Genomic DNA, 25,723 nt, shown 5'->3' with positions numbered 1-25,723 from the left:
CATGAGTGATCTGACAAGGCGAGCGATGCTCGGACTTCTCGGCGTGGGGGCCGTAGGAGCCGTTGGGGCAAGCTGGCCGCGGCTGACGGGAGCCGACATCCCCGGCCGCAATGATTCGTCCCTGAGCGTGGCCATCCTTGGCACCGCCCAGGATGCCGCCAGCCGGTCAAAGCTGGTGGCGGCGTTCAAGGCACGGAACCCCGGCATCAACGTCCGCATCCAAGCCATCCAGGGCGCGGACTGGGGCGACTTCTTCGCCAAGATCCTCACCATGGTGGCCGCCGGCACGTCCCCGGATGTGGTGCTGGTGGCCACGGAGGGTGCACAGCTCTTCGCGGAGCGGTTGGCCGAGCCGCTGGATGCGTACGTCCAGCGGGACCAGTCCGCCATCCAGGACTACTTTGACGACGTCCACCCCTCGCTGGTGGAGGCGTTCATGTACCAGGGCAGCCTGTTCCAGCTGCCGATGGATTTCAACAGCGCCAACATGTACCTGAACACCTCGGCGTTTGAGCGGGCCGGCCTGGCCCGCCCGTCCGAGAACTGGACCCACGACGATTTCTACAACTCGCTCACGGCGATGAAATCCACCGGCGGCAAGAATTTTGTGCCGTACTACTGGACCAACCGGCTCTTTGGCGGCGTGGTGCCGTGGCTCTACGTCAACGACACCAGCTTCCTGAAGGAGACCAAGAGCACCGGTGGCTCGTGGTTCTGGAACAAGTTCTACGCCAACGATCCCGCCAGCGCCGCCCGTTCCGGCGGGTACCAGTGGCTTGAACCCAATGCCGAGGATGCCAAGGTGGCCGAGAGCTTTGAGTTCCTGCGCTCCCTGGTCTCCGAAGGCCTGGGCACCAGCCCGGCCCAGGGCGGTGGCACCGAACTGGTGGCGCAGTTCGCCTCCGGACTCATCGGCACCACCCCGGCGGGCGGCTACTGGGTTGAAGGCCTGCACGAGGCCGGCATGGCCGAGGACGGTTTCGACGTGCAGTTCTTCCCGAAGTGGCGGACCCAGCGGCACCAGTTTGGTGCGGCGGGCTACGCCATCATGAAGTCCTCCCAGCGCAAGGACGAGGCCTGGGAATGGATCAAGTTCTGCGCCTCCAAGGAGGCGATGGAGATTGCGATGCCGAATCCGACGACGACGCCAACGCGCCGGTCGATGGTCAACGAGTCCCTGTACTCGGGCAAGGGGCCCCAGCATTGGCAGGTCTTCTACGACACCCTCGACAAATTCCCCACGTCCGGCCCCATCCCGGCACCGCCGCAGCAGGCGGCAGTGGAAAGCGCCCTGATCAAGAACGTCCTGGGTGCCGTCACGGGCTCGGCGGGCAATGTGAAGCCCGCCCTGTCCACCTTGCAGCGTGACCTCGAACTTGCCCTCAGGAGGAACTGATGAGCAGCACAGCACTTCGCACCCGGCGGGCGGACAAGGCGCCGGCATCCGGGACGGCCGGCCGCAGCGGCGCCGGCCGGGGCGCCACCGCAACGGACCGGTCCAGGCGCCTCTTGGCCACCCTGTTCCTGGCCCCCACCATGGCGGGCGTCTTTCTCTTCACCCTCGTCCCCATCGTGGCCTCGCTGCTGCTGGCCTTCTTCCGTTGGGACATCATCTCCGCCCCGCAGGTTGTGGGCGTGGACAACTTTGTCTCCATCGGCTCGGACCCCACGGTGCGGATCGCCTTCCTGAACACCATCGGCTTTGTCATCATCGCGGTGGCACTCCAGCTGGGCCTGGCCCTGGCCCTGGCCGTGCTGGTGCAGTCCAAGATGCCGGCCTGGCTGCGCGGATTCTTCCGTTCGGCGTTCTTCTTTCCGGTGATCCTCTCGGCCTCCTCGGTGTCGATCATCATGTCGTACCTGTTCAACCAGAACTTCGGCCTGGTCAACCAGGTCCTGGGCTGGGTGGGCATTCCGGCGGTGCCGTGGCTGACCTCCCCGGCGGGAGCCATGACGGTGATTATCCTGGTGTACGTCTGGCAGAACTTCGGATTCACCTTCCTGATCCTGATCGGCGGCCTGAGCTCCATCCCCACCGACATGTACGAGGCTTCCTCCATTGACGGGGCCACGGGATTCAAGCAGTTCCGCAACATCACGCTGCCGCTGCTGAGCCCCACCATGCTGGTGGCCAGCGTCATGGCCATCATCTCGGCGCTACAGATATTCGACCAGCCCTACGTCATCACCCGCGGCGGCCCCGGGGACTCCACCCGGACGGCCGTGATGGTGATCTTCGAATCGGCCTTCAAGCAACTGGACTTTGGCCGTGCCTCCGCCATCGGCATTGTCCTGACCCTGCTGATCATGGCCATCACCGCCCTCCAGTTCCGGCTTTCCCGCCGCTTCGTGCACTACAACTAGGAGCCCTGCCATGACGACTTCAACCTTCGCGGGCAAGGGCACCGCCACGCAGCCCGCCAGCGCACCCCGGCGCCGGCGCCCCATCTCGGGCCGGACCGCCGGCCGCGCCGCAGCACTGATTGCCGCCACCTTCCTCACCCTCGGGCCGGTGGTCTGGACCGTGCTGACCTCCATGCGGCCGCCGTCGGAATCCCTCGGCTCGGGCGGATCCGTCCTCTCCGGCGGACTGGACTTCAGCTCCTACGGCGAAGTGTTCCGGCAGGTCAACATGTGGCTGCTGATCTGGAACTCGGCGCTGGTCACGGGCCTGGTGGCGATCGGCCAGATGGCCAGCGCCGCCCTGGCCGGCTATGTCTTCGCCCGGATCGATTTCAAGGGCCGCGGAATCCTGTTCACCATCCTGCTGGCCACCATGATGGTGCCGCTGCAGGTCACCATCGTGCCGGTGTTCATGCTCATCCGCGGCATGGGCCTCTCGGACACCCTGTTGGCCCTGATCCTCCCGGCCATCCCCACCGCCTTTGGCACGTTCCTGATGCGGCAGTACTTTCTGGGCCTGCCCGGCGAGCTGGCCGAGGCGGCTGCGATCGACGGCGCCTCGCCCTTCCGCACCTTCCGCTCCGTCTATGTCCCGCTGGCCTGGCCGGGCCTGGCCATTGTGGGCATCCTGGCCTTCAATTACCACTGGAACGAGTTCTTCCGGCCGCTGATCATGACCATCAGCGAACAGAACTTCACGCTGCCGCTGGGCCTGGTGTCGCTGCAGGGCAATATGGGCACCGGCTCGGTGGCCACGGTCCTGGCCGGCGTGGTGATCTCCATGATCCCTGCTCTGCTGGTCTTCCTGTTCGGCCAGCGCTACCTGCGCGAGGGCCTGACCGCCGGCGCCAACAAGTAACCCCTCCGAACCACATCCAAAGGAACGCTTCTCCCATGCCCCACGCAGATCCCTCCTTTCCCGCCCTCCACGGCCGCCCGGATGCCGGCTGGCTCAACGACCCCAATGGCTGCGCCTATGTGGACGGCGTCTACCACGTGTTCTTCCAGTACAACCCCGAAGCACCGGTGCACTCCCGGATCCACTGGGGCCACGCCACGTCGACGGACCTGGTCCGCTGGACCGAGCAGCCCATTGCGCTCTTCCCGCGCGAGGGCGCCGACGACGACGCCGGCTGCTGGTCCGGCGTCGTGGCCCTGGACGGGGATGTTCCCACCGCCTACTACACCGGAATCGCCGAGACCGCGGATAAATCGGTGGTCATGACCGCCACCTCGGACCGGCGGATGCTTGCCTGGCAGCAGGCGCAGCAGGGCATTGCGGGCATGCCCGCCGAGCCCGGCATCGGCCAGGTCCGCGACCCGTTCCTGTTCACCTTCGAGGGCACGCAGTATGCCATCCAAGGTTCCGGGTACCAGGATGGGACCCCGGCGATCCTGCTCTACCGCTGCACCACCATGACCGACTGGGAGTACCTGGGCCCGCTGCTGGCCGGCGGCAGCGGTGTCGCCGGGGCGCACGCGGCCGCCAACATCTGGGAATGCCCGCAACTGTTCGACGTGGACGGCCAGTGGGTCCTCTCCGTGGCGCTGTGGCACAACGACGGCGGCACCCACCGGCTGGACGGCGTGGCCTACCTGTATGGGGACCTCAGCGAAGGCGGTGCGGGCCTGAAGTTCCTGCCCCAGGGCGGCGGCCGCGTGGACACGGGTGCCGATTTCTACGCTCCACAGGTGCTCGCGGCCTCGGCGGAGGAACCGCGCACCCTGCTGTGGGGCTGGAGCTGGGATGAATCCCGGCCGGCGGCCGAGGTGGCCACGGCCGGCTGGGCCGGAGCGCTGACCTATGCCCGCGAGCTCTCCTTCGGCGACGGGGTGCTGCGCTCGCAGCCGGTGGCCGAGGTGGCCACCCTGCGGGCCGGGAAACTTTTCGCCGGCGGGCAGGACTTCGCCGTGCCGTCCGCCGAGCGCGCCTTTGAGGTGGTGTCCGACGGTGCGGTGCAGCTGGTGTTCGCCACCGGTGCCGGTGAAGAGGTCGTGGCCGAGCTGGCCCGGGGCGGACGGATCCTGGTGGACGGCTCGCTGCTGGAGACGTTCACGTCCGACGGCGCGGCCGTGACCCGCCGCGCCTACCCGGGGGCGTCGTCGTCGTGGCTGGTGCGCCCGCTCGGCGCCCCGGTGGTGGTGCACCGGCTGGCCCTCTAAGGGGAGGCGCTGCCACGGGTGCGGGCCGCCGGCGGCCCGCACCCGTGGACGTTGCCGGTTAGTCGTACAGGGTGGTGGTCACGGGAACGTGGATGCCCAGTCCCGCACGGGACACAATCCGGGCGGCCCGCTCACGGGCCTCGGCCCGCAGCGCCGTCTCATCGATCGCCGTCACGCGGCCGTCCTTGAAGACGGCCTTGCCGGCCACCCAGGTTTGGGCGATGCTGGCCGTGCTGGCCGAGTACACCAGAGCCTGCTCGGGATCGGCGTAGGGCGTCCACTCGTGGTGGTTCATATCGAACAGCACCAGGTCCGCCTGCTTGCCGACCTCCAGCGAGCCGATCGCATCGTCCCAGCCGAGGGCCTTGGCGCCGTCGATGGTGGCCATCCGGATCGCCTGGCGCGCCCCCACCAGCGTCGCATCCCGGCGGGCATCCTTGAACAGGCCCGCCACGATGTGGATCTGCCGGTGCAGGTTGAGGTTGCCGGCGGCGGAGACGCCGTCGGTCCCCAGCCCCACCGTGACACCGGCCTCGATCATCTCCGGGTACTTGCCGATGTCGGCTGCACCCTTGGCGAGCTTGAGCGAGCTGGAGGGGCAGAAGGCCACGGAGGTGTGGTGGTCGGCCAGCATCTTCACCTCCTCATCGGCGACGGCGACGGCGTGCGCCAGGACGAGGTTCGAGCCGAGTCCACCGTTGCGGGCGATGCGGCTGATGGGCCAGACACCGTGCCGCTTCTGGCTGACCTGCGCCTCCTCCATGCTGGTGGCGATGTGGTAAGTGGTCCCGACGCCGAGCTCGGCGGCCAGCTCGCGCGCCCCGATGTGGAGGTCAAGGCTGCATGGCTCCTTGCCCTCGATGTTGACCCAGCAGCGGATCCGACCGTCGGCGTAGCCGTTCCACTGTTCAACGCTGCTCTTGAGGGCGTCCAGGGCGACGGTGGAGTTCTTGAAGAAATGGTGGTCCATCATTTCATCGGACCAGCCGGCCGGGATCTCCGTGGGGCGGATGTCGGCGGCGTGGCGGCCCACAATGCCGCGGATGCCGATCTGGCCGGCGGCCCTGGCGGTCAGCCCGGCGTCGTTCTGGGCGCCCATGTCCAGGAAGCAGGTGGTGCCGCTGCGCAGCATCTCCGCGGTCCCCAGCAGCACGCTGGTGCGCTCGTCGGCCTCGTCAACATGGGCGTAGAACGGTTTGGCCCAGTGGAACACCCAGGCCCGGGTGGCCAGCACGTCGGGAAAGACGGCCCGGCTGAGGGTTTCGGACAGGTGCACGTGGGTATCGATGAACCCCGGCGTCATCCCGAGCATGGACCCGTCAATGGTCTTGTCCACGCTGGCGCCGGCCAGCCTGGCGTGGACCTCCCAGGTGGGTCCGATGTCGGCAATGACGCCGTCCCTGATCAGTACCGCGGCGTTGCGGATGACCTCGTCACTCCGGTTCGCCGTGACAATGAACTGAAGATTTTCAATGAGTGTGGTTGCGGTGGTTTCGCGGTCTACAGGATGGTTCAACAGTTTTCCTCACCTTGTGATCTTCGGATTTGTACTCGCCTCAGAACTGCAATGCTTATAGGATATCTGTTGTAAGACCAGTTTGTAAGTGCCGCTTTTCAGACTAGGAGAAATCATGCAGCAGGACGTTGGGAACCGGTTACGGTCCATGATGGCAGAAAAGGGTTTGGACGCGCTGGTGTGTCTTTCCCCGGAAAACGTGGCCTACACCGCGGGGTATGTGATCCCCTCGCAGCCGCTGATGCGTTGGCGCCATGCCGCGACGGTCCTGCATGGGGACGGCCGCAGCGCCATTGTCTGCATCGACATGGAGGAGACCACCGTCCGCCGGGCCGAAAAGGACGCGGAGATCCGGATCTGGAAGGAATTCGTCGAACGGCCCATGGTGGTCCTCGCCGAATTGCTCACGGACTGGGGCCTGGAATCGGCGCGCGTGGGCACGGAGCTTTCCTACCTCTCCTTTGCCGACCACGCCGAAATTGCCGCCCTGGTTCCCGGCCTGGATTTTGTCGCGGCCGATGCGCTGTTGACGAGTGCGCGGCAAATCAAGACGCCGGACGAGCTCGCCCTGCTTGAACGGCTGGCCCGGATCTCCGATACGGCCATCAAGACCTCGTTTGAATCAGTGCGCGCCGGATCCACCGAGATGGACATTGCGGCGGCACTGACCCGCAGCGTCTATGAACAGGGCGCCCAGCAATTCAAGCTCATGATCGTTGCCACGGGGGAGCGCAGCCAGCTGCCCAATGTCGGACCCACCAACCGGATCCTGCTGCCCGGGGACGTCTGCCGGGTGGAGATCTTCTCCGTCATTGACGGCTACCAGGCCGGCGTCTGCCGGACCGCCGTCGTCGGGGAACCGCCGGCGGAGGCGGAGCGCGTCTACCAGAACCTTGTCGACTGCAAGCACCAGGTCTTCGAGGCGATCCGCCCGGGAGCCAGCTCGCGGGAGGTCTATGACGTGTTCAGGTCAAAGTTCGATGAACTGGGGCTGCCCGCCATCTCCTTCGTGGCCCACTCGATCGGCACCAACCTGCATGAGGCCCCGTACTTTGGTCCCTACTCGAACGAGAAGGTGGAGGCGGGGATGGTGCTGGGGATGGAACCGCTGGTCTACCGCAGCGGATTTGGCTTCGGCATGCAGATCAAGGACATGATCGTCGTCGAAGACTCCGGCACCCGGCTGCTGTCCGATGTGACGGACACCGACAGCCTCTTCAGGATCGAAGCGTGAGCGCCGCACCGACCGTGCGGCTGGACCACGTTGGCCTCTGTGTGCCGGATCTTGAACAGGCGACGGCGTTCTTTGTCGAGGCGTTCGGCGCCACGGTGGTGTTCCGCCTGGACCGCATCCGCGACCCCGAGGGCGGCTCGATGCAGCGGATCGGCGCCAACCGGGCGGCCGAGTTTGAGGCCGTGATGCTCGAAATGGCCGGTGGCCGGCTCGAACTCCTGCAGTGGTGGAGCGGGGAATCCCGCGCAGAGCAGCCGGCCGCCATGGATGTGGGGGCCAGCCACCTGGCGATGCAGACCCCGGACCTTCGGGCCACGCTTGCGGTCCTGCGGCAGATGCCGGGGGTGGTGGTGATGGGGGAGCCCGTCACGTTTTTGGAAGGGGCCACGCCCGGTCTGTCGAACGCGTTTGTGCGCACCCCGTGGGGGACCATCCTCGAGTTGGTCAACTGGGGCGACTGAGACCACATGGAAATGCCCCGCTGGTCCAACCAGCGGGGCGCTTCCTATTTGTCCGGCGGATCTACCAGAACGTCGGATTCGAATCGAAGTTCAGGTGCTTGGTTTCGGTGAATTCCAGCAATCCCTCCACGCCCTGCTGGCGGCCGATGCCGGACTTCTTGAACCCCCCGACCTCCATTTCCCCGTAGAAGTGGTGGTATGTGTTGATCCAGATGGTGCCCGCTTCAACGGCCCGGCCCACGCGCCAGGCGCGGTCAAGGTCCGTCGTCCACAGGCCGCACGCCAGGCCGAACTCCGTGCTGTTGGCGATCTGGATGGCTTCCTCCTCCGTGCTGAATTTCTGCACGGCCAGGACCGGCCCAAAGACTTCTTCATTGAGCAGGCGCGACCCGGCGGGCAGGTCCGTGACGATGGTGGGGGCCACGAAATGCCCCTGGTCATAGCCGCCGCCCTCCAGCGCCTGGCCGCCGGCCACCACCGTGCCCTCCGCGTTCGCGATCTCCACATAGTCCCACACGGTTGCCTGGTGGCCCGCGGAGACCAGCGGGCCCATCTCGGTGGCAGGGTCCAGGCCGTCGCCCACGCGCATCTCGCGTGCCCGTGCGGCCAGGCGTTCGACGAATTCGTCGTGGATGCTGTCCGCCAGCAGCAGCCGGCTGCCGGCCGTGCAGATTTGGCCGGCCGAGGAGAAGATCGCGTTTTCGGCTCCGATGAGCGCCTTGTCCAGGTTGGCATCGGCAAAGACGATGTTGGGCGACTTTCCGCCTAGTTCCAGCGAGACCTTTTTGAGGCTGTCCGCACCGCGCTTCATCACGTCGATGCCCGTGGCGGAGTCCCCGGTGAACGCAATCATGTTCACGCCGTCGTGGGTCACCAGGCGGTCGCCGACGGTGGCTCCCGAGCCGACCACGGCGCGGACGATGCCGTCCGGCAGGTCGTCATCCTGGGCCAGCAGGGCCAGGGCGGCGATGACGATGGCAGGGGTCAGGCTGGCCGGCTTGACGACGACGGCGTTGCCCGCCGCCAGCGCCGGCGCCACGGCCCGGATGGTGAGGTTGAGCGGGTAGTTCCACGGCGTGATGGCGGCAACGATGCCCACGGGCTCGCGCAGCACCACACCGTGCACGCCCTCCTTGAGTGCCGCGGACCGGCCGTAGATGGCCCGCGCCTGGCCGGCGTTGTATTCGATCATGCTGATGCTGCTGAGCACCTCGCCGCGGGCCTGGCCAATGGTCTTGCCCTGCTCGCGGGTCAACAGCTCGGCCAGCGCCTCGCTCTGTTGGCGCATCCGTTCCGCCCAGCGGAACAGGACCCGGGCGCGCAGCGCACCATCATTGCGCCAGGAGGATTTGCGGAAGGCGCGCTCGGCGCTCTCGACGGCCTCATCGACCTGTCCCAGGGTGGACGTGGCCACACGGGCCACCAGGCCACCCGTGGCGGGGTCGTAGCTGGCCAAGGCGTCGGCGCTGGCGGACAGGAACGGCTGGAGCGTGGAATCAAAGTCCACGGGGGTCCAAGAGCCGCGGGGGGCGAATGTTGCAGTCATGGGTCGGCCGCTTTCGTGGGTTGGGTGGCGGGGAAGTGCAGGTGCCCCGGGCCATGCCGCGTCTGGCATGGCCCGGGGCTGTGCAGGTTATTTGGGCAGGAAGGCGTTGGTGTATGCGGTCTTGGCGTCGAAGCCCGCCGGGACCTGGCCAATGGAGGCCAGCTGGTCGCGCAGCGTGCTCCAGCGCTCGTCCGTCATGGTGCCGATGGAGCCGCCCAGGTAGTTGCCGTCCTTAATGGTCTTGGCCGAGGCGTCGAAGGTGGCGGAATCGGTCTCCTTGTTGGCGGCCGTGATGGCCGTCTTGGCAGCGGAGGGGTCGGCCAGGAAGCTCTTCCAGCCGGCGACCGAGGCCTTGACCACGGACTTCACCAGCTCCGGCTTTTCCTTGACCACCTTGTCGGTGGTGAAGAGCAGCAGGCCGTAGGGGTTGTAGCCGCCGTCCTTGGCCACGTTGAGGACGTTGACGTCGATGCCCTCCTTGCCGGCGTTGTAGACATCGGAGGTGACGAAGCACTGCTGGGCCAGGTTGTCGTTGCGCTTGAAGTCCGCCAGTGAGCCGGTGAAGTTGATCTCCTCCACCTTGTCCAGCTTGAAGTGGGACTTGAGGTAGTCGAAGTAGGGGCTGGGGACCCGGGAGACCTGGTGGCCGTTCAGGCCGGAGAAATCGGTGGCGCCGATGGACTTGTGCGACATGATGCACTGCAGGTTGGTGTCGTAGGCCGCGGCCACGGCCACGATCGGCAGACCGTTCTTGCGGGCCACCAGCACCTCGTCGGCGTTGGCGATGCCGAAGTCCGCCTGGCCCGCGGCCACCTGTGGGATGGTCTGGATGGAGGGACCGCCCTGTTGGACCTTCAGGGTCACCCCTGCCGCCTTCTCCGTCTGGTTTTGCATGGCGTCCCAATAGCCGCCCTGTTCGGCCTGGGCGAACCAGTTCATCAAGACGGTGGCCGTCTGCGGAGCCGACGACGACGGTCCGGAGGCGGCAGCGCTGCCGCAGCCGGTGGCGCCCAATGCGATGACGGCGGCGGATGCGATGGCGCCGGCGAAGACCTTAACTCTCATGGGGGAATGCCTTTCAGAAGAACCTAGTTGGTTGATGACGTTGATGAAGGTGATGCGGTCTTGGTGCCTGGACCCAGGCCTAGGCATCGTCCTTCAACGCTGATTCATGCCACTGCTTGATCAGACGGTTCCCCACAAACGTCACGACCAGAAAGAAGAAGAAGCCCAGCAGGGTCGCTGCCAGGACCTCGGCGAAGAGGAGCCCGGTGGCCAGGCGCGACTGGGCGAAGAGAACCTTGACGCCCAGTCCGCCTTCCTCGCCGCCGCTGCCAATGATGAATTCACCAACGATGGCGCCCACCACGGCAAGGCCGGCCGACACGCGAAGTCCGGCGAAGATGTTCGGCAGCGCACTGGGGAGCCGCAGCTGGAGGAATTCGGTGGTCCGGCTGGCGTGGTGCATGCGGAAGAGGTCCTTGTGGTTCCGATCCGTCGAGAGCAGGCCCAGCAGGGTGTTGTTCAGGATGGGGAAGACGGCGATCATGAACGCGATGACGATGACGGCGCTCTGGTTGTAGCCGAACCACAGGACGATGATCGGGGCGACGGCCACCACGGGCACCGTCTGGAGCAGCACGGCGTAGGGGTAGAGGCTGCGTTCGAGCATCTTGGACTGGCTCATGATGATGGCGCCGGCAAAACCAACGACGATGGCCAGGACGAATCCCGCAGTGGCCTCGAAGAAGGTGATCCGGATGCCCTGCCACAGGGTGTCGGGGTTGTCCAGGATGGCCTGCAGCACCTGTTCCGGGCGGGGCAGCAGATAGTTGCGGTCGCCGTAGATGGTGCTGGCGACGATCGACCAGGCGGCCAGGAACAGGACCAGGACGATTGCCGGCGGCAGGGCGGCCTTCAGGAACGGCTTAGATTTCCCGGCCACGGCCTTGGTGCTCACCTCGGTGCCGGCTTTGGATACTGGTTTGGCGATCTGGATGGTCATGCGTGCACTCCTCCCCGCAGGCAATCGGAAATTTCAACGCTAAGAGCCGTGAACTCCGGCGTCAGCCGCAGCTCCGGAGTTCGTGGATACGAGAACGGGACGTCGAAGACGCGTTCAATGCGTCCGGGGCGTGCGGACATCACCACAACGCGGTTGGAGAGGTAGATGGCCTCGTAAAGGTTGTGGGTGACAAAGACGGACGTGAACCCCTTGGACTGCCAGATGCGAAGCAGCTCGTCCTGGAGGACCTCGCGGGTGATTTCATCGAGCGCCGAGAAGGGCTCGTCCATCAGGAACAGCTCGGGCTGGAGGGCCAGGGCCCGGGCCAGCGACAGGCGCATTTTCATGCCGCCCGAGAGGTTTCGGGGGTAGACCTTTTCGAACCCCTCGAGCCCCACCATTTTCAGCGCGGCGGTGACGCGCTCGGCCCGCTCCGCCTTGTCGATCCCCTCCAGCTCGCAAATGAGGCTGGCATTGCGGGCCACCGTCCGCCAGGGCAGCAGCGTCGCATCCTGGAAGACAAAGGCGCGCCGGTCGCCCTCCGGAATGGTGACCTGCCCGGTGGACGGTGTCGACAGGCCGGCGATAATGCGCAGCAGCGTGGATTTTCCGCAGCCGGAGGGGCCCAGCAGCGAAACAAATTCCCCTTTGCCAATTTGCAGATCAACGGGTTGTAGTGCAATCGTTCCATTTGGATATGTCTTGGACGCACCGACCACGTCGATGTGTTTTTGGTTCATCATGGATGGCTCTCCTTCAGGTACCGCGCCGTTGCAGTCTGGCTTGCATCCAAGGACCCCTGGTGTGCAGGCGCTCTACATATCCACCCTCTGAATCAGGGTCTGTGTCGACTCAACTGGACTGATGTGTGACATGTACTACAAGGCTGGTGGTGTTTGGTGGTGATGTCAATACCCCAGCGCCCTCGGCTATTTGGGCAGGAAAGCGTTGGTGTAGGCGGTCTTGGGATCAAAATCCGCCGGGAGTTGGCCAATGGAGGCCAGCTGGTCGCGCAGGGTGCTCCAGCGCTCGTCGGTCATGGTGCCGATGGAGGAGCCCAGGTAGTTGCCGTCCTTGATGGTCTTGGCCGAGGCATCGAAGATCGCCGGGTCGGTGTCCTTGTTGGCCGCCAGAACCGCGGTCTTGGCGGCGGCGGGGTCGGCCAGGAAGTTCTTCCACCCGGTGATGGATGCCGCAACGACGGATTTCACCAGCTCCGGCTTTTCCTTGACCACCTTGTCGGTGGTGAAGAGCAGCAGGCCGTAGGGGTTGTAGCCGCCGTCCTTGGCAACGCTGAGGACGTTGATGTCAACACCCTCGCGTGAGGCCTTGAAAACATCCGAGGTGACGAAGCACTGCTGGATCAGGTTGGTGTTGCGCTTGAAGTCCGCCAGCGACCCGGTGAAGTTGATCTCCTCGATGCCGTCCAGCTGGAAGTGGCTCTTGAGGAAATCGAAGTAGGGGGCGGGCCGCCTGGACACCTGGTGGCCATTGAGCTGGGAAAACTCGGTGATGCCCTGTTCCTTGTGCGACATCATGCAGAAAAGATTGGTGTCGTAGGCGCCGGCCACCGCCACAATCGGCAGGCCGTTCTTGCGGGCCACCATCACCTCGTCGGCGTTGGCGATGCCGAAGTCCGCCTTGCCGGCGGCCACCTGCGGGATGGTCTGGATGCCCGGGCCGCCCTGCTGGACCTGAAGCGTCAAACCCGCGTCCTTGCCGGTTTGGTTTTCCATGGCGTCCCAGTAGCCGCCCTGCTCGGCCTGGGCGAAGTAGTTCATCAGGATGGAGGCCGTCTGGGGGTTGGCGGTGGACGGTCCGGAGGCGGCGGCGCTGCCGCAGGCCGTTGCGCCGAGCGCGATGACAGCCGCCGAGGCGACGAAGGTAAAGACGTTTGAAACCTTCATTTTTGGTCCTTTTCAATCCGTTTGGGTCGAGGCTGTCGACACCGGACAGTGTTTCGAAAAGAAGGTGCGGCACTCCGGTTGGAGTGCCGTAGGTCTTTGATTGGTGCGCACTGCCGGGGGCGGAATTACAACTCTTCCCCACTGGCATGACGTGTGATATGTTGCACCTGAGGTCAATGCTGGATCCATTCAACAGCGAAGTCAAGGGCCTTTGTGGAGCCAAAGAAAAGCCCGCAAAGGTCGAAGAATTCGGGTCTGATTCATCGAGTAGCAAAGGGGCTATTTCCATGCCGTTCATTGAAATCCATATGTTTGAGGGGCGGACCCTTGAACAGAAACGAGCGCTGACCAAGGCCGTCACCGACGCCATGGTGGAGCACGCGGGCGCCAAGGCGGAGGGATTGCACGTGGCGATCTCCGAATACGCGCTGGAGAACTGGGCGCGGGCTGGCGTCCTCAGTGTCGACAGGACAGACATATGAGCGCGCTGGCGGGGCTGGCGAGGGAATCAGCGGCACTGCTGGTCATCGACCCCCAGAACGCCTTTGTCCATCCCGAAGGAACCCTTGGACTCTCCGGCGTCAACATCGCACCGGCCCAGGCGGCCATGCAATCGATCCGCCGCCTGGCCGAGCAGTTCAAGGCCGCCGGCCTTCCGGTGATCTGGACCCAGCAGGTCCATCTGGAGCAGGACGCCTCCCGGGACGCCAAGGTCCTGGCCTCCCACACCGCCAAGCGGGCCCGGGTGTCGGCCATTTCCGGTTCGTGGGATGCCGCGTTCGTCGACGAGGTCGCGGACCTCATCGACGATCCGACCTACGTCGTCGTGAAGCACCGCTTTGGCGCCTTCTATGAAACCCGCTTGGACGCACTCCTGCGCATGCTGGGGGTCAAGACGTTGTTCGTGACCGGCGTGACGGCCAATGCCTGTGTGGAGACGACGCTGCGCGAGGCCTACCTGCGCGACTACGACGTCGTCGCCGTCACCGATGGCATCGCGGCCGTCCGGCCCGAATGGATCGATACGGCACAGGCGGTCTGGGCGCAGTACCTGGGCGTTGTGGCCGACGAGGAGGAGGTGGCCGACTGGTTGGAACACAGCGGCCGGCCCCAGGCGCTCGGACTGCACCACCTGCTCCTTGAAACCAAGGATCTGGAGGCCTCCGAGAGGTTCTACTTCGACGTGCTGGGCTTCGATGAGCGCAAGCGCGAGGCCTTCCGCGACGGCCGGAAGTTCGTCGCCACGCACCAGGGCCTGGCCCTGGTGGAGGGTGGTCCTGACTTCACCGGCGCCGCCTCAACCCTTGAGCACCTGTGCTTCCGGTCCCGCGGCATCGACGCCATTGCCGAACGGGCCCGCGCGGGGGACCACCGCATCATCCGCGGCCCCGGCCCCGGCCCCTACGGCCACACCGTCTACATCGAAGATCCCGACGGCAACGAGATCGAACTCTTCGACATCTCCGTCTGACACCCACCGCCCCAGCGCTTTCCGCTGTGGCCAAAACCTTCTTCCTCTCTACCTGTAGCAAAGGGAACGACATGAAAATCACAGACATCAAAGTCCATCTTGTTCGCCTGCCACCGCGGCGCGAGCACAACTGGGCATCCAAGATGTCCACCCCCATCGGCCACACCGCCATCATCGAGCTCGAGACGGATGAGGGCATCGTTGGCTGGGGCGAGTCCCCGGCCGGGGCCACCTGGGGCGGATCGCACATGCGGTACTACGGCGAATCCCCGGAGACCGTGCGGCTGGTCATTGAGACCCACCTGCTCCCGGCCATCAAGGGCATGGACCCGGTGGACATCTCCCTCATCCACGAGGCCATGGACAAGGTCATCAAGGGCCACCCCTACGCCAAGGCAGCCGTGGACATTGCCTGCTACGACGCCGCCGGCAAGGCCCTCGGCGTGCCGGTGAGCACGCTGCTGGGCGGTGCGCACAAGAACTCGATCGAGGTGGCGCACTCGCTGGGCATCATGGACCTGGACAAGTGCTACGCCGAGGCCGAGGCGGCCGTGGCCGAGGGTGCGCTCACCATCAAGTGCAAGACGGGCCTGGACCCGGAACGCGACGTCACACTGGTGCGGGAACTGCGCCGGCGCCTGGGCGATGACATCAAGATCCGCGTCGACGGCAACGAGGGCTACGCCTCCGTGTCGGAGGCCGTGGCCGTGACCCGGCGGCAGGAGGAGTTCAACATCCTGCTGTGCGAGCAGCCCGTCATGGGTGCGGCCGGATTGGCCAAGGTTGCGGCACGGATCGACTCGCCCGTGATGGCCGATGAGTCGGCCTGGACGGTGCAGGACATTCTGGAGCTCAACGCCCTTGACGCCGCGGCCTGCATTTCGCTCTACGTCACCAAGCCGGGCGGCCTGTTCAAGGCCCGCCAGGTGGGGGACATCGCCGGGCATCTGGGCATGTACGCCGACATCGGCGGCTCCATCGAAACGGGCATTGGCAACGCGGCCAACCTGCACCTGGCCAGCGCCACCAAGATCGCAACGCTGCCCAGTGTCTGCCCGGTGTCCACTCCGGAAGGTGCCCCCGGGCCCAAGACGGCCGGCATCTACTACCTGGACGATCTCGTCGTCGAGCCGTTCAAGTTTGAGAACGGCCGGGTCTTCGCCCCCGAGGGACCGGGACTGGGCATCGAGGTGGACCGCGAGAAGCTGGCCAGGTACGCGGTATGACCATCGCCGTCCTGGGCGCCGGCGGCGGCGGCCTCTCCGCGGTGGTGGAACTGACACAGGCCGGGCACGACGTCGTCCTGTGGAACCGCAATCCCGCCAAGCTCGCCGTCCACCAGGCGAACGGGGGCGTGCTGCACCGCGGCGTGTTTGGCGAGGGCCTGGCCCAGCCCAAGCGCATCACCTCGGATCTGGCGGAGGCGCTGGATGCGGCCGAAGCGGTGGTCATCTGCCTTCCCAGCATCGTCCACGGCAGGCTCTTCGCCGACCTGGCAGCCGTGGGCTGCCAGGTCCCGGTGGTCCTGAACCCCGGCCACACCGGGGGAGCGCTGCACCTGCGCACCGTCTTCGCCAAGGCGGGCGTTCAGCTGCCGCCGGTGGCGGAGTTCTCCACGCTGACGTACGTGGCGCGGGTCAATGATGCGGGAGTGGTCAACACCACCGGCCGCGCCGCGCAGGTCCGGGTGGCTGCCCTGCCGGGCGGCGCCGCGGCCGTGGAATGGGCCAAACGCCTGTTCCCGGGCTGCAAGGAGGTCCCGGACGTGCTGGCGTCGAGCCTGTCCAACGTCAACCTGGTGCTGCACCCGCCCGGAGCCATCCTGGGCGCGGCCTGGGTTGAGGCGTCGGGTGGGGACTTCACGTTCTATGTGGAGGGCATGACCGAGGGAGTCGGCCGGGTGCTGGAACAGCTCGACGCCGAGCGGCTCGCCGTGGCGCGGGCCTTTGGCCATGAGCTGCCTTCCCTGGTGGCCGAAATGGACGAGATCGGCACCGTGGATCCCGTTGCGGCACGGGCAGGAGACACGGTGGCGGCGATCAGGGGCGGCACGGCGAATGCGGCCATTATGGCGCCGGATTCCTTCGCCCACCGGTACTACCAGGAGGATCTGGCGTTTGGGCTGCTGCCCTTTGTCGAGCTGGCACGCATCGCCGGCACGCCCGTTCCCGTGGCCGAGGCGCTGCTGACGCTGGGCTCGACGGCGGTGGGCGGCGATCTGCTGGCCTCCGGGTTGGATGCCGCAGCCCTGGGGCTGTCCGGCACCACGAGGGACCAGCTTCTGGAATCCGTCCGCCAGTAACATCGCACCATCTCATTCGTTTGCATGTGGTTAGAAAGCAGGAAGTGAATGCAGCTCGTGAACCGGAAGATAGCAGTCGTCGGCGGGGATGAAAGGGAGGCGGAAATTGCCCGGCTCGCCGCCACCACGGGGGCGGCGGTCAGCGCCTACGGCTTCCCCTGGCCCGAGGGTGGGATTGCCGGGGTGGATCTGGCGGCCTCGGCCAAGGAGGCCCTCAATGGCGCGGACTACGCGCTCTTCCCCATCCCCGGACAGGCGCTGGATGGGACGCTGTTCGCGCCTGAGTCGCTGGAGCCGATCATTCCCGACGAGGCATTGCTGTCCGTGATGGCCCCCGGGGCCACGATCATCCTCGGCTGGCCCAATGAGGCGCTGAAGGCGGCCGCGGGCACCCATGGCATCGGCTTCAGCGAATACGAGCACGACGTCGAACTGATGCTGCTGCGGGCACCGGCCATTGTGGAGGGCGCGCTGGGGCAGATCATTGCCAACACGGACACCACCATCCACAACAGCGACGTCCTCGTCGTCGGACACGGCAACATCGGGCGGATCCTGGCCCGCACGCTCGTCCTGCTGGGGGCACGGGTCCATCTGGCGGCACGCAATCCGGTGCAGCGCGCCGATGCGCTCGCCGCCGGCTGCATTCCGCACCCGCTGGAGGACATCCACGACATCGCACCGAAGGTCTCCATGCTGTTTTCCACGGTGCCAACCTCAGTGGTCGACGCCGCAACGCTGGCGCTGTTGCCGCCCAAGTCGCTGGTGATGGACCTGTCCGCCCCGCCCGGCGGGATCGATCTGGAAGCCGCCCGCCGCCTGGGACACACCGCGGTGTGGGCACGCGGCCTGGGCCGCCGGGCACCGGTTACAGTGGGGGCCAGCCAGTGGAGCGGCATCGTACGGCGGATCGCAGACATCGAAAGGTCAAAGGGCTATGAAGTTTGATTTGGTTCTGAAGAATGCACGGCTGGTCGACCACGCGGGTGAACAGTTTGGTGCCGTAGCCATCAAGGATGGCCGCATTGCAGCCATCGGCGACGCTGCCGCCTTTGACGACGCGGTGCGGACCGTCGACGTCGGCGGGAAGGTCGTCATGCCCGGGGTCATCGACCCGCACTGCCACCTGGGCGTCAACTACGGGTACGACGACGATATGCGCACCGAAACGGCCGCCGCCGCCCGCGGCGGGGTGACCACCATCCTGCTGTTCATCCGCAATATGGACGGTTCCTACATTCCCTTCTACAAGGACCGCCGGGAGCGGGGCGAGTCGAACGCCGTCGTCGATTTTGGCTTCCACTTCGGCATCCAGCGCGAGGAGCACGTCGGCGAGATCGCGGAAATCGCGCGGGTCACGGGCGTGCAATCGTTCAAATGCCACATGGGCTACGAGCCCGGGAACCCGATCGGCATCGTCTCCTCCACCGATTCCTGGATCTTTGGTGCCATGCGGGAAGCCGCCAAACTGCCCAACGGCGTGGTCTCCGTGCACTGCGAGAACACCGAGCTGGTCCAGCTGCTGAAGAAGGACATGGTCGCCACCGGGCGCCAGGACCTCGCGGCGTACACGGAATCGCGCCCCGTCTTCGTCGAAGAGGAGGCCATTGCGCGGATGATCCGCTTCTCCGAGATCACCGGCTGCCCGCTGTACATCGTCCACACCACCGCCGCCAAGGGGCCGGTCATGGCGAGCGAGGCGCGTGCGCGCGGCGTCGACGTGACGGTTGAGACGTGCCCGCACTACCTGACGCGGACCGCCTACGACCCGGACCTGACGGCCACGGCCAAGATCTCCCCGCCGCTGCGCGACCGCGAGCAGCTGGAGGGCCTGTGGGAGGGCGTGCTGGGCGGCGGCGTCGGCACCCTGGGCACCGACCATGTCCCGTTCGAAAAGAACGGCGGGGATCTCTGGAAGGAAAAGCCGGGGGTCGTGAGTTTCCCGTGGGAGCTCTCGCTCATGCTGCACTTCGGCGTCCATGAGCGCGGCATGTCCCTGTCCCGGCTGGTTGAACTGAACTCCTACAACCCGGCCAAGCGCTTTGGCCTGTACCCCCAGAAGGGGGCGCTCGCCGTCGGCTCCGACGCCGACCTGGTGGTGGTTGACCTGGATGAGGAGCGCGTTGTCGAGCACGACGGCAAGGGAACCTGCCTGTACGAGGGCTGGAACCTGCGCGGCTGGCCCGTGATGACGGTTTCCCGCGGCGAGGTGGTCTTTGACGCGGCGCAGGAGGCAGTGGTTCCCTACGGCCGCGGCCGCTGCGTCACCGTTCCGGAATCCGAACGGGCCATGGTGTCCCTGTGACTGCCGTGGCAGAACCCCGCATGCTGCGCTCGGTGTCGATCCACTTCATGTGGGACCAGCTGCCGATGCCGGAGCGGGTCCGCGCGGCGGCGGCCGCAGGGTTCGACCTGGTCGACCTGTGGGACTGGCGCACCGTGGAGATCGACGAAATCGCCCGCGCCGCGGCGGAGGCGGGCATTGGCATCAACGGCTTCTTCGGAAACCGGGCCTTCTCCGCCTGCGACCCCGCCCAGCGGACCGCCTTCATCAACGAGGTCAAGGAATCCCTGGCCTGCGCCGTGCGGGTCGGGGCGCGGCAGCTGCACCTGTTCTCCAACGCGATCCGCCCCGGCGGCATCGTGGTGCCCAGCCCCAACCTTCCTCCCGCCGTGCTGCACGCGGCGTGCGTCGATGCCGTCTCCGAACTGGCGCCGCTGGCCGCGGAGGCCGGGGTGGTGCTCGTCTTGGAGCACCTGAACGATGTCCACCTGCCGGGGTACCTGTGGACCGGCGCCCAGTCCGTCATCGACGTGGCGCGGGACGTGGACCATCCCAATGTACGGGTGGTCTTTGACGCCTTCCACCAGCAGCTCGGCACCGGACGGCTGGCCGAACACCTCATCGCTGCACTGCCATATTTGGCGCGGGTGGACGTTGCGGGGGTTCCGGGCCGGCACGAACCCGGCGTGGGGGAGATCGACTTCGCCTATCTGCGGGGAGTCCTTGACGAGCACGAATGGCGTGGGACCCTGACCTTTGAGGTGGTCCCCAGCGATGGAAACCCAGACACCGCGGTGCGGCGGATCGAGGAATTCTTCCCGGCCGCCTGCTGCGGCCAACGAGAGCAGGTAGAGGCATGAGTGCAGTGGCGGGAAAGATCGCTGTCATTACCGGCGCCGGATCCCGGGGCGGCCAGGGCGAGGCGGAGGCCAGACTGCTCGCCCGCAACGGGGCACGCGTGGTGCTGGTGGACCTGCCGGGCTCGGAGGGGGCCGCCATCGCGGCGGAGATTGGCGCCGATCTGGCCCAATTCCACGCTCTGGACGTCACGGATGCCGCCGCATGGGAGGAACTGGTGGCCTCGGTGCGGGAGGGCTACGGCCGGCTGGACATTCTGGTCAACAATGCCGGCGTCTGGCTCCAGAAGGGTCTGCTGGACACCACACCGGAGGAATTCCGCAGGGTGGTGGACATCAACCAGACGGGCGTGTTCCTGGGGATGCACTTTTTCGCCCCGCTGATGAAGGAACAGGGCAGCGGCTCGATCATCAACACCTGCTCCACGGCCGGACTGGTGGGCGGCGGCATGCCGCACGCCTATGCGGCCAGCAAGTGGGCGGTGCGCGGCATGTCCCGCGCCGCCGCGCATGAGCTGGCGCCGTTCGGCATCCGCGTCAATGCCATCTGCCCCGGCGTCATCAACACCCCCATGATCGAAGGGGGCGCGGCCATGCTGGACCGGCTGGCCGCCACCATCCCCTCCGGCAAAGTGGGCCAGCCCGACGACGTGGCCCAGCTGGTGCTGTTCCTGGCCTCGAACGCCAGCAGCTACATTTCCGGGTCGGAAATCGCCATTGATGCGGCGGTGTCCGCCTGAGCATGCTCTATGCCATCCACTGCCTGGACACGCCGGATTCCGGCCAGGCGCGGGCCAGCGTGCTTGAAGCCCATCGGGACTACGTCGATGGGCTGCAGGCGCGCATTGTCATGAGCGGCCCGCTCCTGGCCGAGGACGGCGTGGAGCGCACGGGGCAGCTCTATGTCGTCGAGGCCGCCGATGAGCGCGAAGCCCGGCGGTTCATCGACGAGGATCCTTTCACCACGGCCGGCGTCTTCGCCTCGATCACCGTGCACCGGTTCTGGGCCAAGTTCCTCAACGGCAGCAGGGAAGCCGCATAAGCGGGTCCTTCGGAAGAAGTAGTAGTGTTCCCACGGCGCCCTGGCAGAAGCAATCTCCACCATCGGCATTTTGTACGCTTAGTTATCTATTGCCATTGTGTATACAACGGCAACCATGGAACCATGAACACGATTACCTCATCCGTTACCATCCGTTACCATCCGCGCCCTCGGCGACGGCTTGGCCGACGCCGTGGGGCGGGCCAGCTACGGGCACGAGCGGGTGCAGATCACCAAGAACGGCAAGCCCGCCGCCGTGTTGATCGGACCGGAGGACTTGGAGCTGCTGGAGCAGCTGGAAATGATGCGGGACGTGGCCGAATACCGCGCCGCCAAGGCCGAGGACGATGGTGGCCGCGTCAGCCTGGATGAGCTGCGCGCCGAGCCTGGCGCGTGAGTTCCTGCCGCGTGTTGTACGACGTCGTAGACGACTTGCTCATGATCGCCGTCGTCCGGGTGGCCCATCGGCGCCATGTCTACCAATAACAGGTGCAGCGGTTCGGCAGAGGCATTCCGGCGCAGATGAAGGGCCCGTCCAGTGTGACGGGCCCTTCTTCTGCGGAGAACGACCCCCTAGCTGCTGATTCCCGCGCTGCGGAAACCATCCACCCACTTGAGCATGCCCATCACATGGCCCACGGCCGCTTCATGCGCCGCGGCGCCGTCGTGGGCCAGGATGGCGTCAAGGATCAGCTGGTGGCCTGCCACCGAGATGGGCAGCTGCCCCTCCTGGGAGAACAGAATGTCCCGGGATTCGGTGAGCACACCGTTCAGGTCCGCCAGCAGGTCCGGCAGCAGGCTTCCACCGGAGGCCAACGCGATGGACCGGTGGAAGGCAACGTCCAGCACCGCAAGCTCGGCGGGATCGGAGGCCGTCTTGGCCGCATCCGAGAACGAATCATGGGCACCCTGGATGAGTGTCAGAGCATCCGCACCGCCGTTGTTCGCCGCCAATTCGGCGGCCAGTCCATCCAACGCTCCACGAACCCGCAGCAACTCGCTGAGCTCATCGCGGTGCATTTCCAGGTAGAGCCCAAAGGGACCGGCATATGCACCGGTGATGCCCTGGCGGACCAGTGCGCCCTTGCCATGCTGGATCTCAATGAGCCCTGTGGCCTCCAGCCCGGCCAGCGCTTCGCGGATGCTGACGCGGCTGACGCCAAACGCCTCGCAAAGTTTCCGTTCCGAAGGCAGCAGCGTTCCGGGCGGGAATTCGTTGCGGCGGATCGCAGCCAGGAGTTGGTCCCTTACCTGTTGGGTGGGGCTAATCCGTGCAACTGCGACGAAGGAGGACTCGGTTTCGACCGCTCCCTTTTCATTCATGACTAATTCCAATCTGTGCAATTGACGAGCGATAACAGCTGTTTCGCCTGTGTCGAACACGTGCTGCGAAGAAGTCCAACCCAGTCGGTGCGCCGCATGTTCCAATGCCGACTGGGCTACAGATTTGCTCGATAGCTATCGTAGTCCTGTTGATCTGCCGCGATCGTGATGATCGAGGCCCCTACCTCGACGTCGTCGCCCTCGCCGGCAAGCAGGGCCGCCACAACCCCGGGAACCGGGGCCTCAAGCTCAACTGTGATCTTGTCGGTGTCGATGCTCGCCAGCACCTGGCCCTCCGTGACAATGTCGCCGACACTGACATTCCATTCCGCGACGGTTCCTGATTCCATGGTGACTCCCCATTTGGGCAGCGGGTATTCGGTTGCCATTTATTTCCTCCTTAGAGTGACTGCAGCTGACGGGACGGGTTGTTGACAAGGGTTCTGATTGAATCCGCAATGCGCTCGGTCATCGGCAGGACAAACTGCTCCATGACCGGTGCATAGGGAATGGGCGTGTTGTGCCCACCCACCCGCATCACGGGGGAGCGCAGCACATCGTGGCAGTTCTCGGCGGCCCAGGCGGCAATCTCCGCTCCGAAGCCGCCCCGGGCGGGTGCCTCGTGGGCGATGAGCAGCCGGCCCGTCTTTTCCAGCGACGCCCGCAGCCCCTCGTAGTCGAAGGGGACCAGTGTCCGCGGGTCGAAGACCTCACAGGAGATGCCTTCCTCGGCCAAGGCCTCGGCCGCGGCCATCGCGTACTCCTTTGTCTTCAGGTAGGACACCACCGTGACATCGGTGCCCTCGCGGTGGATCCGGCCCACGCCGAAGGGGATCGGCTCAACCTCGACGACGTCGCCGGCAGGTCCGCCGCGGCCCGTGTACAGGCCCTTGTGTTCAAAGAACATCACGGGATCGGGGTCGCGGATGGCGCTCTTCAGCAGCCCCTTGGCGTCCTCCGGCGTCGACGGCGCCACCACCTTGAGCCCCGGCACGTGGGTGAACCACGATTCCAGGCTCTGCGAATGCTGGGCCCCGGTGGATCCGTTGGTGCCCGTGATCATCCGCACCACCAGCGGCGAGCTGAGCTTTCCGCCGGTCATGTAGTGCGTCTTGGCCGCCTGGTTGACGATCATGTCCATGGCCAGCATCGAAAAGTCGCTGAACATGATTTCGGCGATCGGACGCCCGCCCACGAGGGCGGCCCCGACGGCGGCGCCGACGATGGCCTCCTCGCTGATGGGGGAGTCCCAGAGCCGGTCCGGGCCGAAGCGGTCCCACAGGCCCTTGGTGACACCGAAGACGCCGCCGGATTCGCCGACGTCCTCGCCGATCACGAAGACCGCCGGGTCGCGGTCCATTTCCTCGGCGATCGCCTGGCGGATGCCGTCTGCAAAGGTGAAGTTGGTCATCGGAGGGCCTTTCCGTTGTGGGAATCGACGTATACGTGGCGGAGCGCGTCCTCCGGGGTGGGGTGCGGCTGTTCCTTGGCCCATTCGATGTCGCGGTCCAGCTGCGTCTCCACGGACTCCCGGACGCCGTCGAGCTCGGCATCGGTGGCGCCCAGTTCGTCCCGGAGGACCTCGGGGAAGAGCAGCAGCGGGTCGCGTTTCAGCCAGGCCTCCACTTCCTCCTTGGGGCGGTAGCGGGCCATGTCGCCCTCGAAGTGGCCCTTGTGCCGGTAGGTCTTTGCCTCGATCAGGGTCGGGCCTGCGCCGCTGCGCGCCCGGTCTGCGGCCTCCTCGGCCACCTTCTTGACGGCCAGCACGTCATTGCCGTCAACAACCACGCCGGGGAGGCCGTAGGCGGCGGCCCGGTCGGCCACATTGTCCAGGACCATGTGCTCGCTCTGGCGGGTGAATTCACCGTAGAGGTTGTTCTCGCAGACAAAAAGCACGGGCAGCTTCCACAGCGCCGCGAGGTTCAATGACTCGTGGAAGGCTCCCTCATTGGAGGCTCCATCGCCAAAGTACGTCACGGCCACGGCCTCGCTGCCGCGGCGCTTCAACTGCAGGGCCGCACCCGTGGCCAAGGGGATCCCGCCGCCGACGATGCCATTGGCACCGAGGAAGCCCAGATCGGCGTCGATCATGTGCAGCGAGCCGCCCTTGCCAGCGTTGCACCCCGTGGAGCGGGCGAACAGCTCCGCATACATTCGCGCCGGATCGGCGCCGCGGCCCAGCAGGTGGCCGTGGCCGCGGTGGTTGGAGGTCAGCACATCGTCCTTGCGCAGGGCGGCGGAGACGCCAACAGCGACCGCCTCCTGGCCGCTGCACGGATGCAGGAATCCGGGGATGAAGCCGGCGGCCCGCAGCCGTGCGGCGCGTTCTTCAAAGCGGCGGATCAGGTTCATCTTGCGGAACAACTCCAGCCCCTCGGCCAGGGTGGTCCCGGCAGCTGTTCGCGCAGTTGTCCTTGTCAGAGCATCAGTCATGCTGTTTTCCTTCCTAAGACGATTTGAAAAACGGTGGTGGGCTAGGAGGCGGAGAAACCGCCGTCGACCATCATGGCCGAGCCCAGAACGAATGAGGCATCATCGGAAATCAGAAAAGCGGCGGCCGCGGCAATCTCGTCGGGTTCCGCATAGCGGCCGATGGGATGCTTGGCCGCGAAGTGGTCCGGCGCCGAGCGCTCGGCGTTCAACTGGCGCAGCAGGGGTGTCATCGTCCCGCCGGGGCAGATGCAATTGGCCCGGATTCCCCGTGAGGCGTACTCGACGGCGATGGAGCGCGTGTACTGCAGGATGGCGCCCTTTGCCGCCGCGTAGGAGGCCAATTCGGGGGCGCCGCACACCGCCGCCGTGGAGCCGAACGTCAGGATGGTGCCCGAGCCCTGTTGGAGCATTTGCGGTATCACCGCCTGCGTGGTCAGAAACGTCCCGAGCACATTGACGTCCAGCACCTTCCGGAAGGTCTCCTCCGGCAGTTCATGGGTGGGGCCCGAAGCCTGGATGCCCGCGACGGCGACCACGGCGTCGATTCCACCCATCGCGGCGTTCACCTCGCCGACAAGCCGTGCCATGTCCGCCGAGCTGCAGATGTCCGCCTTGCCGGCATAGCCCACCTTGATGCCCAGCTCCGGCTCGAAGAGGTCTGTGACGGCAACAACCGCCCCCTCTTCGCTCAACCGGCGCGCAATGGCCGCACCGATTCCCCCTGCTGCTCCCGTAATCAGTACACGGCGATCGGCTAGTCCCCTCATGAGGACCTC

General features: G+C 66.0%; 27 protein-coding genes. 16 read left to right on the top strand and 11 right to left on the bottom strand.

Annotated features, from left to right (window positions below):
- Position 1: 1 nt before the first annotated feature.
- The 4 genes from ACQCSX_RS12615 to ACQCSX_RS12600 are packed head-to-tail and all read left to right on the top strand — an operon-like array spanning position 2 to position 4,566.
- A complete protein-coding gene (locus tag ACQCSX_RS12615; protein WP_427015662.1) occupies positions 2 to 1,396 on the top strand; it encodes an extracellular solute-binding protein in 1,395 nt (464 codons plus the stop codon).
- On the top strand, positions 1,396 to 2,364 hold the full coding sequence (locus ACQCSX_RS12610) for a carbohydrate ABC transporter permease (RefSeq protein ID WP_427015661.1): 969 nt from the start codon (positions 1,396 to 1,398) through the stop codon (positions 2,362 to 2,364). Before ACQCSX_RS12615 ends, ACQCSX_RS12610 begins: the two co-directional genes overlap by 1 nt.
- Before the next feature lie 10 nt (positions 2,365 to 2,374).
- The gene (locus ACQCSX_RS12605) at positions 2,375 to 3,262 is read left to right on the top strand and encodes a carbohydrate ABC transporter permease (protein ID WP_427015660.1); all 888 of its coding nucleotides are present in this window, start codon (positions 2,375 to 2,377) and stop codon (positions 3,260 to 3,262) included.
- Between the two features lie 35 nt (positions 3,263 to 3,297).
- Positions 3,298 to 4,566, top strand: a complete 1,269-nt coding sequence (locus ACQCSX_RS12600) for a glycoside hydrolase family 32 protein (RefSeq protein WP_427015659.1) — start codon at positions 3,298 to 3,300, stop codon at positions 4,564 to 4,566.
- A 58-nt stretch (positions 4,567 to 4,624) separates the two neighbouring features.
- On the opposite strand, the gene ACQCSX_RS12595 is transcribed toward ACQCSX_RS12600, so the two are convergent.
- Positions 4,625 to 6,082, bottom strand: a complete 1,458-nt coding sequence (locus ACQCSX_RS12595; protein ID WP_427015658.1) for an amidohydrolase family protein — start codon at positions 6,080 to 6,082, stop codon at positions 4,625 to 4,627.
- A gap of 148 nt (positions 6,083 to 6,230) precedes the next feature.
- On the opposite strand from ACQCSX_RS12595, the gene ACQCSX_RS12590 reads away from it, so the two are divergent.
- Both ACQCSX_RS12590 and ACQCSX_RS12585 read left to right on the top strand, forming a co-directional pair.
- Entirely contained in the window at positions 6,231 to 7,316 is a 1,086-nt protein-coding gene (locus ACQCSX_RS12590) for a M24 family metallopeptidase (protein ID WP_427015657.1), read from the top strand.
- Positions 7,313 to 7,777 (top strand): VOC family protein, encoded by a 465-nt coding sequence (locus ACQCSX_RS12585; RefSeq protein ID WP_427015656.1) that lies wholly within the window; start codon positions 7,313 to 7,315, stop codon positions 7,775 to 7,777. The genes ACQCSX_RS12590 and ACQCSX_RS12585 overlap by 4 nt, the downstream gene beginning before the upstream one ends.
- A 61-nt stretch (positions 7,778 to 7,838) precedes the next feature.
- Here ACQCSX_RS12585 and ACQCSX_RS12580 read toward each other — a convergent pair whose 3' ends face one another.
- The 5 genes from ACQCSX_RS12580 to ACQCSX_RS12560 all read right to left on the bottom strand — a co-directional run bounded on the left by ACQCSX_RS12580 (position 7,839) and on the right by ACQCSX_RS12560 (position 13,235).
- A complete protein-coding gene (locus ACQCSX_RS12580) occupies positions 7,839 to 9,323 on the bottom strand; it encodes an aldehyde dehydrogenase family protein (RefSeq protein ID WP_427015655.1) in 1,485 nt (494 codons plus the stop codon).
- Between the two features lie 87 nt (positions 9,324 to 9,410).
- A complete protein-coding gene (locus ACQCSX_RS12575) occupies positions 9,411 to 10,388 on the bottom strand; it encodes an ABC transporter substrate-binding protein (RefSeq protein WP_427015654.1) in 978 nt (325 codons plus the stop codon).
- 79 nt (positions 10,389 to 10,467) lie between these two features.
- Positions 10,468 to 11,328 (bottom strand): ABC transporter permease, encoded by an 861-nt coding sequence (locus ACQCSX_RS12570; protein ID WP_427015653.1) that lies wholly within the window; start codon positions 11,326 to 11,328, stop codon positions 10,468 to 10,470.
- Positions 11,325 to 12,071 carry an ABC transporter ATP-binding protein gene (locus ACQCSX_RS12565; RefSeq protein ID WP_427015652.1) on the bottom strand — a complete coding sequence of 249 codons (747 nt, stop codon included), beginning with the start codon at positions 12,069 to 12,071 and terminating at the stop codon, positions 11,325 to 11,327. The genes ACQCSX_RS12570 and ACQCSX_RS12565 overlap by 4 nt, the downstream gene beginning before the upstream one ends.
- A gap of 186 nt (positions 12,072 to 12,257) precedes the next feature.
- The gene (locus tag ACQCSX_RS12560; RefSeq protein WP_427015651.1) at positions 12,258 to 13,235 is read right to left on the bottom strand and encodes an ABC transporter substrate-binding protein; all 978 of its coding nucleotides are present in this window, start codon (positions 13,233 to 13,235) and stop codon (positions 12,258 to 12,260) included.
- Positions 13,236 to 13,411: 176 nt separating this feature from the next.
- Here ACQCSX_RS12560 and ACQCSX_RS12555 point away from each other — a divergent pair, with 176 nt between their 5' ends.
- From ACQCSX_RS12555 to ACQCSX_RS12510, 10 genes are all read left to right on the top strand, one after another.
- Positions 13,412 to 13,717, top strand: a complete 306-nt coding sequence (locus tag ACQCSX_RS12555; protein WP_427015650.1) for a 2-hydroxymuconate tautomerase — start codon at positions 13,412 to 13,414, stop codon at positions 13,715 to 13,717.
- Positions 13,714 to 14,706: an isochorismatase family protein gene (locus tag ACQCSX_RS12550; protein ID WP_427015649.1), complete on the top strand. Its 993-nt coding sequence runs from the start codon at positions 13,714 to 13,716 to the stop codon at positions 14,704 to 14,706. The genes ACQCSX_RS12555 and ACQCSX_RS12550 overlap by 4 nt, the downstream gene beginning before the upstream one ends.
- A 71-nt stretch (positions 14,707 to 14,777) precedes the next feature.
- The gene (locus ACQCSX_RS12545; protein ID WP_427015648.1) at positions 14,778 to 15,932 is read left to right on the top strand and encodes a mandelate racemase/muconate lactonizing enzyme family protein; all 1,155 of its coding nucleotides are present in this window, start codon (positions 14,778 to 14,780) and stop codon (positions 15,930 to 15,932) included.
- Positions 15,929 to 17,008 (top strand): NAD/NADP octopine/nopaline dehydrogenase family protein, encoded by a 1,080-nt coding sequence (locus tag ACQCSX_RS12540; RefSeq protein ID WP_427015647.1) that lies wholly within the window; start codon positions 15,929 to 15,931, stop codon positions 17,006 to 17,008. The genes ACQCSX_RS12545 and ACQCSX_RS12540 overlap by 4 nt, the downstream gene beginning before the upstream one ends.
- A gap of 48 nt (positions 17,009 to 17,056) precedes the next feature.
- Positions 17,057 to 17,956, top strand: coding sequence for a dipicolinate synthase subunit DpsA (locus tag ACQCSX_RS12535; RefSeq protein ID WP_427015646.1), 900 nt, complete (start codon positions 17,057 to 17,059; stop codon positions 17,954 to 17,956).
- Positions 17,946 to 19,313 (top strand): dihydroorotase, encoded by a 1,368-nt coding sequence (locus ACQCSX_RS12530; RefSeq protein ID WP_427015645.1) that lies wholly within the window; start codon positions 17,946 to 17,948, stop codon positions 19,311 to 19,313. The genes ACQCSX_RS12535 and ACQCSX_RS12530 overlap by 11 nt, the downstream gene beginning before the upstream one ends.
- Positions 19,310 to 20,152 carry a TIM barrel protein gene (locus ACQCSX_RS12525; protein ID WP_427015644.1) on the top strand — a complete coding sequence of 281 codons (843 nt, stop codon included), beginning with the start codon at positions 19,310 to 19,312 and terminating at the stop codon, positions 20,150 to 20,152. The genes ACQCSX_RS12530 and ACQCSX_RS12525 overlap by 4 nt, the downstream gene beginning before the upstream one ends.
- Positions 20,149 to 20,889 (top strand): SDR family NAD(P)-dependent oxidoreductase, encoded by a 741-nt coding sequence (locus ACQCSX_RS12520; protein ID WP_427015643.1) that lies wholly within the window; start codon positions 20,149 to 20,151, stop codon positions 20,887 to 20,889. Before ACQCSX_RS12525 ends, ACQCSX_RS12520 begins: the two co-directional genes overlap by 4 nt.
- 2 nt (positions 20,890 to 20,891) lie before the next feature.
- Entirely contained in the window at positions 20,892 to 21,191 is a 300-nt protein-coding gene (locus tag ACQCSX_RS12515) for a YciI family protein (RefSeq protein ID WP_427015642.1), read from the top strand.
- A gap of 160 nt (positions 21,192 to 21,351) precedes the next feature.
- A complete protein-coding gene (locus ACQCSX_RS12510) occupies positions 21,352 to 21,588 on the top strand; it encodes a type II toxin-antitoxin system prevent-host-death family antitoxin (protein WP_427019040.1) in 237 nt (78 codons plus the stop codon).
- Positions 21,589 to 21,764: 176 nt separating this feature from the next.
- On the opposite strand, the gene ACQCSX_RS12505 is transcribed toward ACQCSX_RS12510, so the two are convergent.
- The 5 genes from ACQCSX_RS12505 to ACQCSX_RS12485 all read right to left on the bottom strand — a co-directional run bounded on the left by ACQCSX_RS12505 (position 21,765) and on the right by ACQCSX_RS12485 (position 25,714).
- The gene (locus tag ACQCSX_RS12505) at positions 21,765 to 22,514 is read right to left on the bottom strand and encodes a FadR/GntR family transcriptional regulator (protein ID WP_427015641.1); all 750 of its coding nucleotides are present in this window, start codon (positions 22,512 to 22,514) and stop codon (positions 21,765 to 21,767) included.
- A 116-nt stretch (positions 22,515 to 22,630) separates the two neighbouring features.
- Positions 22,631 to 22,903 (bottom strand): biotin/lipoyl-containing protein, encoded by a 273-nt coding sequence (locus ACQCSX_RS12500; RefSeq protein WP_427015640.1) that lies wholly within the window; start codon positions 22,901 to 22,903, stop codon positions 22,631 to 22,633.
- Between the two features lie 11 nt (positions 22,904 to 22,914).
- A complete protein-coding gene (locus tag ACQCSX_RS12495; protein ID WP_427015639.1) occupies positions 22,915 to 23,925 on the bottom strand; it encodes an alpha-ketoacid dehydrogenase subunit beta in 1,011 nt (336 codons plus the stop codon).
- Complete coding sequence (locus ACQCSX_RS12490) at positions 23,922 to 24,947, bottom strand: thiamine pyrophosphate-dependent dehydrogenase E1 component subunit alpha (RefSeq protein WP_427015638.1); 1,026 nt, start codon at positions 24,945 to 24,947, stop codon at positions 23,922 to 23,924. The genes ACQCSX_RS12495 and ACQCSX_RS12490 overlap by 4 nt, the downstream gene beginning before the upstream one ends.
- Positions 24,948 to 24,988: 41 nt before the next feature.
- Entirely contained in the window at positions 24,989 to 25,714 is a 726-nt protein-coding gene (locus ACQCSX_RS12485) for an SDR family NAD(P)-dependent oxidoreductase (protein WP_427015637.1), read from the bottom strand.
- Between the last annotated feature and the right edge of the window lie 9 nt (positions 25,715 to 25,723).

Source organism: Pseudarthrobacter sp. P1, assembly GCF_050156935.1.
In the GTDB taxonomy this organism is placed as follows: domain Bacteria; phylum Actinomycetota; class Actinomycetes; order Actinomycetales; family Micrococcaceae; genus Specibacter.
The sequence above is the reverse complement of the archived record's forward strand: the minus strand, read 5'-3'. Positions and strand labels throughout refer to the sequence as shown.